Here is a 15,391-nt window from a genome sequence, read left to right as displayed (position 1 = left end):
GACTCGGTCTGCGCCTGCGCCTTATCCGCGTGCTGCAGGCGAGCCGACCATGTGGTCAGCGCTCGGGGCGGTTCAGAGAGCCACACCGCTGCACTCGTGATCAGCAGGCCGTACATGATGGCGGCAGCGGCACGCGTATAAGCAGCCGCAGGGCCGTGGACCTCGAGATCACAACGTCCCGGTGCCTGTGACAGACGAGCGCCTGCTGGCAAGCTCTGTGACCAGCGCTGCCAGCCGGCCGGTGAGCCGATCGATACAGTGCTGGTAGCACTCCAGCGAACCCGGCTCTTGTTTCACGGAATGTCTGCCGAGGGCGCCCGAGCAAAAGGCAGAATATGCCTCTTCTCCGAACGGCGGAGCACTGCGGTAAACGGTAGGAGGAGACCTTCACCGACCTGATCGCCGGCGCCGCCCACAGCGGAGCTCACCGCACTCGGCAAGCGAAGCGCGGGCCTGTCCAGGCGGTTTTTGCACAGTCCCGAAGCGCGCAGCGACTACGACTGTAGTCGGAGCAAGAGCCGGGTTGTCCGATCTTGCGGCGATGTCATACTTCGGGCATGACGGATTCCCAGCCGCCCGATCCCCGAGTGGAGAAGACCTGGGTCGACGACGCCGGCGAGTTGTTCGTTTCCGACGGGAGCCGCTGGCTGCGGTATGAGGACCTGCCGGACTGGCCGGATGGTGATGACCCAGACTCGAAGGCACTGTACAGGGACGCCGGATGACAACTCACGCAGGCAGCGCTGCCGGGAAGGCGAAAGCATTCGAGGGGCTGCCCTCGCCTCTGGACGCCGTCGATGACCTCCGGTCTGCGGCGAAGTGGACGCTGGCGACGGAAGGGGCGGTGGGTGCGGCGCTCATCAGCGGCGGGCCGCTGGTCGCGGTCGGCCAGGTGCACGGCACCTCGCACGCACTCCTCGCTGGAGCGGGCTTGACTGTGGCGCTGAGTGGGGTGGGGCTGGCGATATGGTTCACCGGCAAGGTGCTCTCACCACGGCTGACGACTCCCCAAACGCTGAGGTCCCCCGGCCTGGCTGGGCTGCGGCGAAGGATCGAGGCCGAGCCCGCACAGTTCCTCGGCGCGGTGGCGACAAAGGTGGACGACCTGCTGTTGCACCAGGAGGTCGCCGTCGACCTGGCACGAAAGGCAGCGACGGAGAAAGACCCCGCACGACGGCGGCTGATCCATCGCCAGTTGCGCCGGGCGGAGGCGAACGCGGAGCGGGCGGCCCCGTACGTCCGGTGGCTGTTGTCGTTGGCCCATGTCTGGCAGATTGAGGCGGACCTACGCCGGTCGCGGTGGTCCGCCCTGGTGGGCGGCCTGCTAGTGGTCGCCGGGGCGGTACTGTTCTTCGTCGCCACCGCTACCCCTGCGGTCGCTGAATAAGGAGGGGCGCTCGCTCGCGAGTTCGCGAACCTGAGCAATAAGGTCCCGGAGAGCCTGCTCGGCGATCTCCGGATCGGGGCAGAAGCGTTCGATGAGACCGGGCAGGTCTGTTCCAGGGATATCGCCGACCAGACCGCACAGCTCGGCCACATCGGCGGGCATGATGTCGTCGGCGCCGAACCTACCCAGGTCGTTGGCGGCGGCCTCGACCGATTCCGCGATGTCGTCATTGCCAATCAGAATGCAGACAAAGGCGGAAGCGAGATGGGCAGCGAAGGCCAAAACGGGCTGGCGGGTATGACTGGCCAGGCGGTCACCGAGGTTGTGGTAGCTGATCAGGATGCCTTCCACGTCCTCGACCATGTACTTATAGCGGAGGGAGTCGCGTTCCAGGCGTATGGCGGCGTCGCCGTGCCCGCGCGCGTCCTCAACGTCGGCGAGGGCGCCGAGGGTTCTGCCGAGCATGAGAGTGTCGCGGGAGTCTTGAAAGACCTGCCGGCACTCCCGCAGCACGGCCAGCGCCTCCTCGATACGGCCGAGGCGCAGAAGCGGGAAGTAGTTGTTGTACCGGCTGCGGGCGATGAAGCTGGCAGGGGCGTGACGGTCGCGCTGGCTGGCGGTCACCTCGTCGATCAGGGTGAGAGCATCGGCATGTCGGCCGAGCAGCATGGCCGCATAGCGGCCGGTGTCTAGCAGCGCCTCGCGGACGTGCCAGGGCGCTTCCCCACCTTCGGGGTCGGGGGCGGAGGGCAGTGTGGCCATGCGGGCGCGGAGCCGGGTGACCTCGTCCAGGACCTGATCGGAGTGTCCCATCGCGGCCAGCACCTGCAGTCGCCAGACCTCGTCGGCCAGTTGGTTCCAGGGGCCCAGGCCGGCCTGGCGGGTGTAGACGGCCTTCTGCTCCGCCGCCTCAAGGGCCTCGGGTAGCTGCCCGGTGGACCGGCACAGCTCCAGCAGCCGCCCGGCGTTCGCCGACGCGGTTCGGTAGTCGCCGCGGGCTGCGGCCTCGGCCATGGCAGTGCGTAAGAGCGCGACGGCGATTGGCGGGTCGGTCACAGCAAGCACCTTGGCCAACACGCCCGACCACTGTGGCTTCTGGCCGGTAATCTGCTTAATTGCGGGCAGAACCGCCGCCGCGTTGGCCCGCGTGGGGTCCCTGACGAAGGCAGCCTCCAGCAGGCTGGCGGCGTCGTCCCAACGGTGCTGGCGGAGCAAGTAGGGAACCGCGGCTAGCCCGGCCCGGACCAACAGCTCGGTATCCACGCTCTCGCCGCCCACCTTCCCGGACGCGCGCTGGTGAACCGAGTCCCAGAATCCTCCGGCCAGGGCGTCCACTGCGTCCCTGAACATCTGGCCGGCATGGGCGCGGCCAGCCTCGGCGACCCCCGGATGCACCGCGTAGGTCTCGTTTGCGGACTGTGTCGTGATGAGGCTGGTGGCCGATATGACGGCCAGTGCCTCGTCCAGGTCGGGCGGCTCACCCTCCCGGCCTAGCCGCTGCCACAAGTCGGCCCAGGTATCGCCGAGGACCCATCGCTGGCGGTCGCGGTCCTCCAAGCAGCACAGGAACCAGAACAAGTCCTGCTCACCCGGCGCCAGCGTGTTAGTGATCGACCTGGTCCACGCGGCGAGGACATGCCAGTAGTCCGCGGCCGCTGCCGCCCTGCCCTCGGAGAGGGCTACCTCGCCCGTGGCGAAGAACCCGTGCGGAAGACCGCGCCGCTCACGCCACGCACGGTCACCATCCGCTAGCAGTGCGGCGAGTCGGTCCGGGTCCGCGGCCTGACCGTCGGCGAGCTCCAGTAGCTTCGGGTGACCACCTGCGGCGCTCAACACACCGCGGGCCAGCCGCTGTGACCTCGAACGGCCGATCCCGGGCAGCTTGCCGCCGAGGAGTGCCTTCACACGCGGGAGTTCCCGGGCGAGCAGCAATGCCTCGTCGGCCGAGAGCGCGTCGACCGCCTCGATCTGGAGCCGGATCGCATCCGACGATGGCTCGGGGGCCGACACGGTCCGGATGCCCTTCGCTTCCGACGGGATCAGGCGTGGCAGCACGCGGCGGCTCGTGATGATGACCCGACCGAGTCCGGTGTGAGTGGTGAGGGCAGCGATCAACTGGCCCCAGCGAACATCCTGCCAGCCCCCGTCTCCCGACATCAGCGACTCGGCGTTGTCGATGACGACGAGCAAACGGGATTGCTTCATCATTTCAGTAAGCCGGGGCAGAAACTCGGCCAGACCGTTATCGGTCGCAAGCAGATGCGCCATCTGGAAGCCGCCCATGTAGCGCTCCAGTGTCAGCGCGAAGTCGGTCAGCGCGCCGTCGACGGCCATGCCCTCGTCCGGTGCCTTGTACCAGATCAGTGTCTCGAATGCGTGTTCGTGACCGTAGGCCAGCTCTAGCGCGCAGGCGGTTTTGCCGCCGCCGGGCATGCCATACAGCAGGACGCCGGGAATGCCGCTCTCGGCGGCCAGAGCCGTACTTGCTCGGGCCATAACGCGGGTACGGCCGACGAAGCGGTCCGGCAGGGGCGGGAAGCCGGCCATCTTCGGCCTGGCAAGGCTGGGCCGCCCTGTGCGATCCGGTGCCGCGAGCCTGAGGCCGACGGCCTGGGCACCGAACAGCGCCGGGGTCGCGACAGACAGGTCCGACGCGCCGGAGGTACTCAGTTGCCCAAGCGCGATGCCGACGGCGCGGGGCAGCGACTGGCCCTTCTCAACCAGGAGCTCATAGAGCGTACTGGACAGTGTGGTGGCGAAGTCATCGTTCACCGGGTAGCGCATCGCGAGGACGGCGCAGTCCAGGCGGTCGGCGAGGGCAGTGGCCAACGCACCGCTGGAGTCCGCTCCGACGGGACGAGACTCTCGGAGTCGTTCGGCCCTTGCATTTTGATCGGGCACGGGGAGACCGAGCATGCGACGCTGCTCGGCGGTAGTGAGTGCGGCCGACCAGCAGGCTGAAACCGTTACGAGCCTGACGCGTTCCCTGGCCAGGTCCAGCAGCTCGGCGAGTTCGTCAGCCGTGACACGATCCGGCTGGCCCGCAGCGGTCTCCAGGAGGAGCTCGCCGGGGGCGCCATGGCCGGAGATGTGGATGATGTCCCATCCCTCGGCCTCCTTCAGAACGCCACGCAGTCGACTACGGGTCACTCCGTACTGGAGCACACGTACATCTACATCCTTGCCGTTGGCGGCGATTCGCTCGATAAGGCCGACCAAATTGTGCCGTTCGCGGCGCAGATTGAGAGGCTGGCCGCCTTCAGGAAGGCTGAACAAACCAAGGACGCGGAGGCGGGCGCCCACGGAGGTCTTCTGCGCCGCGTTGGTACCCAGCTCCACGACCAGGGTGACGTCCTGTGCGGCGAGCGGTTTGTTTCCTGCGTACGCGAGCGCGAAAGGTCGGAACGCCAGTGCTCGGGCCTCAGGGGGAACGACGACGCGAACCGTGGCCGGGGCTGCCTCGGCCAGCACGGCGGCGACCGGGCCAAAAACTTCCCCCTCGATCCATGCGCCGAGTTCCCTGACAATCCGTGCCTCGTCCTTTGGCCGCCGGTCCGGCGCGACATGCCACGACAGATACTCCAGCAGATCCGCAAACGCCTCGAACTGCCAGTTGGCGGCGTCCAACCGGACGTAGTGACTGACTACTTCTGTCCCGACGGCCTGATCAGCACCGTCGGATTCGTCAATGAGCACCCAGCGCCAACGCATCGGGCTCTCGAAGTCCCGGACCTCTAGCCGAAACAACCCCGCCACTCGGTTCACAACCGCAGTATGTCTCCATACGAAGGACCAAGCACGCATAAGCTATAAACCCGTAATGGGCCGATTCTTTGGCCGGGGGCATGCTGCTGTCGCCTCGGTCTTCCTCCAGCTCTCGGGCATGCGATATCTGGGTCTCTGTGCTCCGCTCCGCGGTATGGCATTTGTAAACGCGTCCCGGTGCGTGCAACGCCGGCAGGGCTTCCTGGGTGACGATCCAAGTGAGCCGGAGGATTTGAGGAAAGGCGCGATGTGGTCGCATGTACTGAGCGGTCGGTACGGCCCTGCCGTACGACCTATTGAACAATCCGCCGCCGCAGGTGCCGCCGGGTCTGCAGCCGAAGATTGACCGCCTGCTCAGCTGGGGCAAGTGGTCCTGTCTGGTTCTGGACGTCGCCGGAATCCTCATCTGCGCGGGAACGCGGCGCTCGCCGATGGCCGAGGACACCCCGGCGGCCCGGGCGGGGAGCGGGCCGCAAGTCGGCGTTGAGTGGCGGTGAAGGGGGCGGGGCCATCGTGGGGCCATGACAACACCGACGCAGACCCGGCGCCGACCGGGTGAACCCGCTCCCGACCTCGTCACGTTCCTGGTCTTCCATGCCGGCCTGCGGCGCGAGTTCGGCAGACTGGCCGACGTCCTCGACCGATGCGACCCTCGCGACGAGCGGCGGCGCGCGGTCGTCGACGAGCACCTCGCGCTGCTGCTGCGCGCGCTGCATCACCACCACACCGAGGAGGACGAGGCGATCTGGCCGCTGCTGCGCGGCCTCGTCCCCGAGGCCCGCGCCGTGCTGGACCGGCTGGAGGCCGACCACCAGGAGATGGACGCCGTGATCGGCAGGCTGTCCGGCGGGGGCCGGCCCGCCCGCGAGGTCGCGTCCGACCTGCGCTCGCTCGACCGGCTGCTGAACACCCACCTCGACCTGGAGGAGTCGGAGGTCGTCCCGCTCATCAGGGAGCACGTCAGCGCGGCCTGGTGGGAGGAGTCGGGCAAGAAGGTCTCCAAGAGCCAGGGCCGCGATCTGCCCATGCTCGCCGCCTGGCTGCTCGACGTGGCCACCCCGGCCGACCGCGACCACATCTACGGCTCCGCTCCGGCCATCATGCGGGTCCTCTACCGGCTCTCCTGGCGCCGGGCGTACGAGCGCCGGGTGTCGCAGGTCTACGGATGAGAGGGTGGCGGCCCCCGCGGCGGCGGGGGCCGCGCCCGGAGACCCCGGTTCAGTCGCCGGGGAGGCAGACGGTGCCGGGCAGGGGCAGCGTCAGGTCCGTGAGATACCGCGTGGCGTGCCCGAGGGGGTGCGGTTGGCGTCAGGCGCCGGGCGGTTCACACGGCCGCGGCGACGGCGGCGGCGACGAAGAGCACCTGCAGCGCGGTGCGGGCGGGCAGCGGGGTCACCGGCTTTCCCGCCAGGGTGAGGCCGCGGCGCGCCGCGGAGACGTTGGCCGGAAACATGGCGATCATGAGCAGCGCGAGCCCGATCGCGGCGTACGGCGCGAGCGGCGGCAGCAGCAACCCGGCGGCACCGGCCAGCTCCAGCACCCCGGTGACGGTGACCAGCAGGGCGGGCCGGGGGAACACCGCGGGGATCATGGCGGCGAGGTCGCGCCGCCATGAGGGCAGGAAATGCGGCACGCCGGTGACGACGAACATCAACGCCAGGGCGCCCCGCAGCGCGGGCTGCCAGTCGTCCGGCATGCCGACGCCGGCCCAGCCCAGCAGCCGTAAGACGACGAAGCCCCCGATCAGGGCGGTGAACGGAGCCATCTCCCCTCCAATCTTGTCAGTGGCTAGATTGAAGGAGAGGCCCGGTCTTGTCAATGTCAAGATAGGGTGATGCCGGAAAAGGCGGTCAGCACGGAGGTGAGGGAGATCGACCAGCCGGCCTACCACCACGGCAATCTGCGGCGGGCCGTCATGGACGCCGCTCTCCAGGCCATCGGCGAGTCGGGTCCGGCCGGATGGAGCCTGCGCGAGCTGGCCCGGCGTGCGGGCGTCTCGCACGCCGCGCCCGCGCACCACTTCGGCGACAAGGCGGGGCTGTTGACGGCCGTGGCCGCCGAGGGCTTCGAGTTGTTCGCCGACGCGCTGGAACGCGCGTCCGGGGACGTCTACGCGGTGGGAGTGGCCTACGTACGCTTCGCCATCGACCACAGGCCCTACTTCGAGGTGATGTTCCGCCCCGATCTGTACCGTGCGGACGACCCGGCGATGCGCTCGGCGCGGGAGCGTGCCGCCCATGTGCTCCACACCACGGCCGGCAAGCTGTCACCGAGCCCGGAGCAGAACCGGCTGACCACGATCGCCGCGTGGTCCCTCGCCCACGGTTTCGCCGGCTTGTGGCTCAACGGCTCCCTGCCGGAAAGCGCCCAGGGCGACCCGGAGACCATCGCCCGCGCGCTCCTCGAGTTCGTCTTCGGCCCCCTGGCGACGAGCACCTCGCAGTAGGCGAGACGGCCGGGGCGGGGCTGTGTCCGGTCCCCCGCCCCGGCCGCGTGCGTACTCACAGAGATCCCCTGCGGGCCGGGTCCATCTCGTTCACAGGGATGCGGCCGGGCGTCCGCGGACCGCATCCGAACGCGTACGGCCCCGCGTCCGCCGCCCGGGGCGTTTCGTCTCCCCGGCGCTCGTGACGGGCGCGCGATGGCGGGCCGCTCGGCGACGTGCGCTCGGCTTTTACCGCTCGGTGAGGTGCGGTCATCTTTCCCGGGCGGAGCGCCGGGCGTCGAAATCCTCGTCCGGGACGACGAGCTCGTTGCCGGCCAGGCCGGCCTCGCCGGAGACCGCGGCGAGCTCGGAGCCGAGCGACTCGTGGGCCGCGGCGCGGTGCCTGCGGCCGACGTGGCCGGTCAGCAGCGACGACAGGGCGGCCACCAGGCACGCGGCCACGGCGAACCAGAAGGCGATGACCAGGCCCTGGTGGAAGGGGCCCGCGATGAGGTGGGGGAAGAACTCCTTGCTCGTCAGGTGGGCGCCGCCGTCGGGCAGCCGGTCGAGGATGCCGCCCAGGAGCTGCCGGAACGGGTTGTAGCCGAGGAACGCCGCGAACAGCACGGCGATCGGCGGCAGCTGGGCGATGCCCTCGGCCTGCGCCGCGGGGACGCCCTGGGCCACCAGCTCGTCGTGCATGGTGTGCGGCAGCGACTGCGACAGGCCCGCGATCATCAGGCTGAAGAACACGCCGATGGACAGCACCATCGAGGAGTTCTGGAAGGTGGCGGTCATGCCCGCGCCGACGCCGCGGGACTCCGCCGGGACCGCGTTCATGATCTCCGCCCGGTTGGGCGAGGAGAACAGGCCGGACCCGACGCCGTTGATCAGGATGAGCAGCGCGAAGACGCCGTAGCCGAAGTCCGTGGGCAGGGTCATCAGGGCGTAGAAGCTCGCCGCGGTGACCAGCGCGCCGCCGACCGTGAACATCCGGGGCCCGAACCGGTCGGACAGCCAGCCGGAGATCGGCGCCGACAGCAGGAAGCCCACGGTCAGGGGGATCATGTAGATGCCCGCCCACAGAGGCGTCTCCTCGAAGCTGTAGCCGTGCAGCGGCAGCCAGATGCCCTGCAGCCAGATGATCAGCATGAACTGCAGGCCGCCTCGGCCGAGGGCGGTCAGCAGGCTCGCGACGTTGCCCGCCAGGAAGGCGCGGCTGCGGAACAGCGAGAGGCGGAACAGCGGATCGTCCACCCTGGTCTCGATCCAGGCGAACAGCGCGAGCAGCAGGACGCCTCCGCCGAGCGCGGCGATCACCCAGGGGTTGCCCCAGCCCATCACGCCGGTCCCGTACGGCTGGATGCCGTAGGTGATGCCGACCAGGATGGCGATGAGGCCGACGGCGAAGGTCGCGTTGCCCCACCAGTCCATCCGCGCCCGGCGCCGTACGCCGTTGTCCTTGAGCTTGACGTACGCCCAGATCGTGCCGAAGACGCCGAACGGCACGGACACCAGGAAGATCGCCTTCCAGTCGACCGGGGCGAGGACGCCGCCGATGACCAGGCCGAGGAAGGAGCCCGCGATGCCGGCGATGGAGTTGATGCCGAGCGCGGTGCCGCGCTGGCGTACGGGGAAGGCGTCGGTCAGGATCGCGGTGGAGTTGGCGAACAGCAGTGCGCCGCCGATGCCCTGCACGATCCGCCAGCCGATCAGCCACATCGCCCCGGCGTCGCCGTCCACCCAGGTCAGCGACAGCATGATCGAGCACAGGCTGAAGACCGCGAACCCGAGGTTGTACATGCGGACCCGGCCGAACATGTCGCCCAGGCGGCCGAACATCACCACGAGCACGGCCGTGACGACCATGAAGCCCATCATCATCCACAGCAGGTAGCCCGTGTTGCCGGGGTCGAGCGGGTTCAGGTGGATGCCGCGGAAGACGTCGGGAAGGGCGATCAGCACGATGGACTGGTTGATCGTCACCATCAGGACGCCGAGAGTGGTGTTGGACAGCGCGATCCATTTGTACCGCGAGGACGGCGCCGACTGCGGCGATGCCCCCGCCCGGGACTGGTTCGCTACGGCCACGGAGTGGTTCCCCTCCTCTTGGCCCGCACGGCACGCGGCCGGTTTCCGCGCAGCGCGCCGTACGGGACAGACAGTTAGTTAGCGCAACTAAATTACCCCGACCGGGTGACATCGATGTTTCGCGGGCATGCGTAACGAAGGCTCAGAGGGGGCCTTTAATCGGATTTGACCCTTATATGACCTGGTTACGGGCCTTCGGGAAGAGGCGTCGTCAGGACCGGAGCGCCCCGGCGATCACGTCGGCGAGGCTGTCCACCACCGTCTCGCGGTCGAGCCCGGGGTTCTCCAGCCACCAGTCGCCGATCGCCTGCACCATGCCGACGAACGCGTGGCCGAGCACCCGGGCGCGTACCGGGTCGGCGACGCCCTCCTCCGCCAGCGCCGCGCCCAGCTCCTCGCCGACGCTGCGCACGATGGCGGCCATCTGCGTGCGGGTGCGGCAGTCCTCGGCGCTGGCACGGTGGAACAGGAAGCGGTAGAGGTTGGGGTTGGCCGAGATCGTCTCCAGGTATGCCTCGATGGCGCTCCGGGCACGGGCCCGGGGGTCGGACATCGCCCTGGCGAACTCCGGGCGCAGCAGGTCGATCACGACGCGGGTGTGGCGTTCCGCGAGCGCCTGGTAGAGGCCGCTCTTGTCGCCGAAGTGACGGTAGAGAATCGGCTTGGTGATCCCCGCCTCGGCCGCGATCGCGGCCATCGACGCCTGCGGGCCCTCTCTGCGGATCACCCGGTCGGCCGCGTCGAGCAGGTCCCTGCGCCGCTCCGGGCTCCGGCCGCCTGTCGCGGTGCTGCCTGTCGCGGTGCCGCTCGGCGTGGTTCCTCCCGTCGTGGCGCCTCCCGTCGTGGCGCCTCCCGGTGTGGTGCCTCCCGTCGTGAGCCCCGTCATGAGCACAGCATAGGTGCCGATTCCGCGTCGCCTGGATCAAGTCAGGGCCCTATAGGCGATCACTCCGGTAATGTGCCGGACGCGGGTTTAGGAGCCGGATTCTCCGGTCCGGGATCCGCCGCTGAACGGTTCCGCCGGGTCCTCTGGAGGTGCGGGGTGGGCGAGGCGGGCGGGCCGCTGGTGCCGGGCTACGAGATGCTCGGAATCCTGGGCCAGGGCGGCTTCGGAGTCGTCTACCGGGCCAGGCAGCTCGCGGTGGGCCGCGAGGTCGCCCTCAAGGTCGACAACCGTGTGCTCGTCTCCGACCGCGACCGGCGCAGGTTCATGCGCGAGGTGACGTCCGCCGGCGCCCTGTCGGGTCATCCGCACGTCGCCGACGTCTACGACGCGGGCGTGCTGCCGGACGGACGGCCGTACATGGTGCTGGAGCTGTGCCCGAACGGGTCGCTTGCCGACCGGCTGCGCGACGCGGGCCCGCTCGGCCCCCGCGAGGTGCGCGACATCGGCATCAAGATCGCCGACGCGCTGGCCGCGGCCCACGCCGTGGGCGTTCTCCACCGCGACGTCAAGCCCGCGAACATCCTGGTCAACTCGTACGGCATGGTCGCCCTGTCGGACTTCGGGCTGGCCACGATGCCGGGGCAGGGCGGCGCGGAGGGCGGCGAGGTGTCGGTCACCCGCGAGTCGCTCACGCCCGCCTACGCCCCGCCGGAGGCGTTCGACCTCACCGAGCCCACGGCCTCCGGGGACGTGTACGCGCTCTCGGCCACGCTGTACGCCCTGCTCCAGGGCAGGCCGCCCCGCTTCCCGGACAGCGGCGTGGTGAACATCGCGGCCATCATCGCGCTGCACCGGTTGCCCGTTCCCGACATTCCCGGCGTGCCCGCCGCGCTCACCGCCGTCCTGCGCCACGGCATGGAGACCGATCCGGCCCGGCGCATCCCGACGGCCGCCGCGCTGCGGGACGCGCTCGCCGCCCTGGCTCCGGACGGCTCCGCCTCGGGGGATCACCCGCACCTCGCCGCGTCCGGGAACCCGGGCGGCGGCCCGGGCTGGAGCGCTCCGACCGGGTCCGCCTCGTCTCCCGGACCACACCCCGGGGAGCGGCGACCCGGCGATACCCATGCCCCCTCCGCGCCGGGGCGCTCGATCACCGGCCCTGCCCGAGGCGTTCCCGCGCCCGGTCAGGACCTGCGCCGCGCGGCGACCTCGCCGAACGCGGCCCCAGGCCCGCGGACGGGAGGGCACCGGCCGTCCGAGCTGAGGCCGCTCGACCACCCGCCGCATCACCCGCCGCTCGGTCAAAGTCCGGTCGGCCACGGTCCGGTCGGTCACAGCCCGGTCGGTCACGGTCCACTCGGTCAGAGGCCGCCCGAGCACCGGCCTCTTGAGCAACGGCCACCCGGCCACCGGCCGCCGGGGCCCCGGCAAGGGTCCGCTCCCCCGCCTCCGCCGCGCACCGGCATGTCCCGGCAGTCGATCGTGTTCGCCGTGATCGCCGCCGTCTTCGCCCTGCTGCTCACGGCGGGGATCGCGGCGCTGACGCTGGGAGACGGCGGCCCGGAGGTGCAGACCCCGTCCTTCCCCGGTTACACGTCCGGCCTCGGCGCCGCCCACACGGGACCAGGCCGTACGGGCGCCCTCTCCTGACCGCCACCCTCCAGAAGCCCGGCCATGTGTGAGAGGGCATCAGGCCGACCCGGCGGCAGGCGGGCGGCAGCGTCAGGCCGAAACCGTCCTCAAGCGGCGGGCAGCGCGCGACGGCACCAAGTGCACGACCCCATCAGACAAAGGCCGCCGCATCAGGCGGATGGTGGCGTGTCAGGCTGACGGCGGCTCCGGAGGCTTGCGCGTCCGCCTCGGCCTCGGCGCGGCGCCCTGCTCCTGGCGCGGCCCGCCGGTCACCTCCGCACCGCGCGCTCCCGCGCCACTCGTCGCCGCGCCCTTCGCTTCCGCGCCCGCTTTCGCCGTCCTTCGCGGCATCGCGGCCTTCACCTGCTCAGCGGCCTTCGCCTGCTCGGCGGCCTTCCCCGGCTTCACGGCCTTGCTCGGCTCCATGAGCTTGCTCCGCTTCGCGGGTTTTCCCTGCTCCGCCGGCTTGCTCGGTGCTGCGGTCTTTCCCTGCTCGGCGGGCTTGCCGGCCTTGGCAGGCTTGGCCGGCTTCGCGGGCCTTACCTGCTTCGCGGGCTTGCTCGGCTCCGCCGTACCCGGCTCGCGCTGGGCCGCCAGCGTGCCGTACTCGGCGAGCGAGTCGCGCAGGTAGTCGATGAGGTCCCACACGTCGGGCACCATGTCGCGGTCGGTGACGATCCCGAAGCCGAGCTTGCCGTCGTAGGAGAAGACCGTGATGTTGATCCCCCCGCTGACGTCCGTGATCACCGACATCGGGTAGAGCGCGGTGACCCGCGCCCCGCACACGTAGAGCGGCGTCTGGGGCCCAGGCACGTTGGAGATCAGCAGGTTCATGGCGGGAGCCGTACGCGAGGCGATCCGGAAGGCGGACCTGGCCGCCAGCGCGTTGAGCGCGGCCGGCATCGCCTGGCTGAACTCCAGGAGCCAGGCCGCCGGAGCCGCAGCGAGACGTTCCTTCAGCAGACGCATCGACCTGTTCACCGACAGCAGGCGTTCGCCCGGATCGGCCACGTCGGTCGGCAGGGTGGTCATGGTCAGCATGACCTCGTTGGCGATCGTGCCGTTGCCTGCCTGTCCCCGGGTGGAGACCGGGATCCCGGCGACGAGCGGCTGACGGGGCAGCTCGTCGCGCTTGGCCAGCCAGCGCCGCATCGCCGTGGCGCACATCGCCATGACGACGTCGTTCACCGTGACGCCGAAGGCGTTCTTGATCCGCTTGACCTCGTCGAGGGGCAACTGCCCGAAGGCGAACCGGCGATGCCGCGAGATCGGCCCGGAGAACGGCGTGCGCGGCACCACCATGCGGGGCAGCTCGGGCAGGGGCTCGGCGTCCCCGCCGCCGATGCGCCGGACGAACCGCGAGAGCAGCCCCACCCCCGGAAGCTGCGCCACGAACGGCACCTCGTCAAGCCTCGGCATCGCCTCGGCGACGAAACGCAGCAGGGCGAACGGGTTGTCGATCACCCGCCCGATGCCCCTGATCACCATTTCCATCGCGTCGGGGGCCGGCTCCGGCTCGGCCACGGTCTCCGGGCCGGGTACGGCGGACGGCTCGGGCTCGAAGTCCATCACGGCGGCCAGCACCTCGGCCCCGGTGACCCCGTCGACGGCGGCGTGGTGGACCTTCGTGTAGATCGCCACCCGGCCCCCGGCCAGGCCGTGGATCAGGTAGATCTCCCACAACGGCCGTCCCCGGTCGAGCCGCGACCCGTGCAGCCGGGCGACCTGCTCGGCGAGCTTGTGGTCGTCGCCCGGAGGAGGCAGGGCGAGCTCCCGCACGTGGTAGTCGAAGTCGACCTCGCTGTCCTCCGCCCAGTAGGGGTGGTCGAGCCCGAAGGGCACCTCGACCAGCCGTCTGCGCAGCGGCGGCGCGAGATGGAGCCGGCGCTTGAGCAGCCCCACCAGGTCCTCGCGGGTCAGCGCGCCGCCGGCCCTGCCTGAGGGGTCGAGAATCGTGAGCGCCGCGATGTGCGCGAGGTTGGTGCCCGTCTCGAAGTTGAGGAACTGCGCGTCGAAGGCGCTGACTTGCTGTGCCATGCCTACTCACCTGCCCCGAAACGCCGGGGTCGGACCGCCGGGAAAGCGGGTGTCTCCCATGGTCAGTTCCGGTGGTCAGTTCCGGTGGTCAGTGCCGGTGGTCAGTGCCGGTGGTCGGCGTCGGGCTGGGCGGGGTCGGCCGGATGCTCGTGCCCCGGTGTGAGCACGACCGAGTCGGCGTGGCGTGCGTCGAGCCACCGGGCGAAGGCCCGCTCCCCGCTCTCCTGCGCCAGCTCCGCGCGGATCCGCTCCCGCACGGCCGCGTACGGCTCCCGCCGCGCCGCCTCGATCCGCTCGACCACCAGAGTCCAGGGGCCGCCGGGGCCCTCCACGGGCCCGACCGTCTCACCGTGGCGGGCGGCGAAGACCGCGTCCTCGATCGGCCCGGTGATCTCCCCGCGCCGGACCGGCCCGAACGGACGGACCCAGCGCGTCTCGGGAGTCGTGAAACGGTCGAGGTTGCGCCGGTAGTAGTCGCGCACCTCGTCCTCGGCCGGTTCGTGGCCCTCGGCGAGCACCCGGCACACCGCGCGCGCCGCCGGTGACACGGCCAGCACCGCCGCCGCGACTCCTCCGGTGCGCAGCGCGCCCGCGAGCGTCAGCACGGCCTCGGGCGCGACGGCGGTCCCGCCCGACGACGGGCCCGGTGGGCAGAGCCCCGGCGCCGGGAGAGGCCTCGGCGTTGGGAGGGGGTTCTCCGGGCCGACGTGGTCTGGCACCAGGCCAAGGCGGGCCGCCTCCTGCTCGCACAGCGCCTCGGCCACCATGACCTGCACCAACCAGCGGCGCAGGTTGCGGCCCTCGGCGGTCTCCGGGCGCGGCAGCCGGGACGCGAGCGGGCCGCCGCGCACCAGGCGCAGCCGCCGGTCCACCTCGGCGACCGTGATCACCCGGTCCCCCGCCGTCGCCGCGACCGCGCCGTCCATCGCGAGAACGCCGTCCGGTGGGAGGACGCCCACGGTCACGCGCGCCGCTCCCGGCGTCTCCGCGACGTGGCCGTCCACCGGCCGGCCCCGGGCGGAACCGGCCACCACGCCGCCGGCCAGGGAAGCGTCCAGGTTGTTCACCGGCGAACGTCGGACGGACCCGATCGCCACGCCACCGGTCGGGGAAGCGTCCAGGTTGTTCACCGGCGAACGTCGGGTGGAACCGATCGCCGCGCCGCCGG

The 15,391-nt window shown here is 70.7% G+C and carries 11 protein-coding genes; 5 read left to right on the top strand and 6 right to left on the bottom strand.

The features are described 5' to 3' along the window. Nucleotides 1-557 precede the first annotated feature (557 nt). Both HCK04_RS10370 and HCK04_RS10365 read left to right on the top strand, forming a co-directional pair. A complete protein-coding gene (locus HCK04_RS10370; protein WP_168065806.1) occupies nt 558-725 on the top strand; it encodes a hypothetical protein in 168 nt (55 codons plus the stop codon). Then, the gene (locus tag HCK04_RS10365) at nt 722-1,387 is read left to right on the top strand and encodes a hypothetical protein (RefSeq protein ID WP_142646950.1); all 666 of its coding nucleotides are present in this window, start codon (nt 722-724) and stop codon (nt 1,385-1,387) included. Before HCK04_RS10370 ends, HCK04_RS10365 begins: the two co-directional genes overlap by 4 nt. On the opposite strand, the gene HCK04_RS10360 is transcribed toward HCK04_RS10365, so the two are convergent. After that, nucleotides 1,325-5,152, bottom strand: a complete 3,828-nt coding sequence (locus HCK04_RS10360) for a CHAT domain-containing protein (RefSeq protein WP_168065803.1) — start codon at nt 5,150-5,152, stop codon at nt 1,325-1,327. The two genes, HCK04_RS10365 and HCK04_RS10360, sit on opposite strands and share 63 nt — an antisense overlap. A 521-nt stretch (nt 5,153-5,673) precedes the next feature. Here HCK04_RS10360 and HCK04_RS10355 point away from each other — a divergent pair. Then, complete coding sequence (locus HCK04_RS10355; protein ID WP_142646948.1) at nt 5,674-6,321, top strand: hemerythrin domain-containing protein; 648 nt, start codon at nt 5,674-5,676, stop codon at nt 6,319-6,321. Between the two features lie 155 nt (nt 6,322-6,476). Here the strand turns inward: HCK04_RS10355 and HCK04_RS10350 are convergent, their stop codons facing one another. Beyond that, nucleotides 6,477-6,917: a DoxX family protein gene (locus tag HCK04_RS10350; RefSeq protein WP_142646947.1), complete on the bottom strand. Its 441-nt coding sequence runs from the start codon at nt 6,915-6,917 to the stop codon at nt 6,477-6,479. A gap of 69 nt (nt 6,918-6,986) precedes the next feature. Here HCK04_RS10350 and HCK04_RS10345 point away from each other — a divergent pair, with 69 nt between their 5' ends. Beyond that, nucleotides 6,987-7,598 (top strand): TetR/AcrR family transcriptional regulator, encoded by a 612-nt coding sequence (locus tag HCK04_RS10345; protein ID WP_142646946.1) that lies wholly within the window; start codon nt 6,987-6,989, stop codon nt 7,596-7,598. Nucleotides 7,599-7,847: 249 nt separating this feature from the next. On the opposite strand, the gene HCK04_RS10340 is transcribed toward HCK04_RS10345, so the two are convergent. Both HCK04_RS10340 and HCK04_RS10335 read right to left on the bottom strand, forming a co-directional pair. Continuing rightward, nucleotides 7,848-9,668, bottom strand: coding sequence for an MFS transporter (locus tag HCK04_RS10340; RefSeq protein ID WP_260617185.1), 1,821 nt, complete (start codon nt 9,666-9,668; stop codon nt 7,848-7,850). Between the two features lie 211 nt (nt 9,669-9,879). Beyond that, nucleotides 9,880-10,554 (bottom strand): TetR family transcriptional regulator, encoded by a 675-nt coding sequence (locus HCK04_RS10335; protein ID WP_142646945.1) that lies wholly within the window; start codon nt 10,552-10,554, stop codon nt 9,880-9,882. A gap of 156 nt (nt 10,555-10,710) precedes the next feature. Here HCK04_RS10335 and HCK04_RS40985 point away from each other — a divergent pair, with 156 nt between their 5' ends. Next, a complete protein-coding gene (locus HCK04_RS40985; protein WP_205830062.1) occupies nt 10,711-12,204 on the top strand; it encodes a serine/threonine protein kinase in 1,494 nt (497 codons plus the stop codon). A 171-nt stretch (nt 12,205-12,375) separates the two neighbouring features. Here the strand turns inward: HCK04_RS40985 and HCK04_RS10325 are convergent, their stop codons facing one another. Further along, complete coding sequence (locus tag HCK04_RS10325) at nt 12,376-14,223, bottom strand: wax ester/triacylglycerol synthase family O-acyltransferase (RefSeq protein ID WP_205830061.1); 1,848 nt, start codon at nt 14,221-14,223, stop codon at nt 12,376-12,378. A 101-nt stretch (nt 14,224-14,324) separates the two neighbouring features. Beyond that, the gene (locus HCK04_RS10320) at nt 14,325-15,290 is read right to left on the bottom strand and encodes a peptidylprolyl isomerase (protein ID WP_142646944.1); all 966 of its coding nucleotides are present in this window, start codon (nt 15,288-15,290) and stop codon (nt 14,325-14,327) included. Nucleotides 15,291-15,391: the final 101 nt, after the last annotated feature.

The sequence above is a fragment of the Microbispora sp. CL1-1 genome, assembly GCF_012034195.1.
Lineage (GTDB): Bacteria > Actinomycetota > Actinomycetes > Streptosporangiales > Streptosporangiaceae > Microbispora.
The sequence above is the reverse complement of the archived record's forward strand: the minus strand, read 5'-3'. Positions and strand labels throughout refer to the sequence as shown.

Bases quoted from the DNA above. Each gene is read 5' to 3' on its own strand.
- HCK04_RS10370 (WP_168065806.1), top strand. From the start codon at position 558: ATGACGGATTCCCAGCCGCCCGATCCCCGAGTGGAGAAGACCTGGGTC.
- HCK04_RS10365 (WP_142646950.1), top strand. From the start codon at position 722: ATGACAACTCACGCAGGCAGCGCTGCCGGGAAGGCGAAAGCATTCGAG.
- HCK04_RS10355 (WP_142646948.1), top strand. From the start codon at position 5,674: ATGACAACACCGACGCAGACCCGGCGCCGACCGGGTGAACCCGCTCCC.
- HCK04_RS10350 (WP_142646947.1), bottom strand. From the start codon at position 6,917: ATGGCTCCGTTCACCGCCCTGATCGGGGGCTTCGTCGTCTTACGGCTG.
- HCK04_RS10345 (WP_142646946.1), top strand. From the start codon at position 6,987: ATGCCGGAAAAGGCGGTCAGCACGGAGGTGAGGGAGATCGACCAGCCG.
- HCK04_RS10335 (WP_142646945.1), bottom strand. From the start codon at position 10,554: ATGACGGGGCTCACGACGGGAGGCACCACACCGGGAGGCGCCACGACG.
- HCK04_RS10325 (WP_205830061.1), bottom strand. From the start codon at position 14,223: ATGGCACAGCAAGTCAGCGCCTTCGACGCGCAGTTCCTCAACTTCGAG.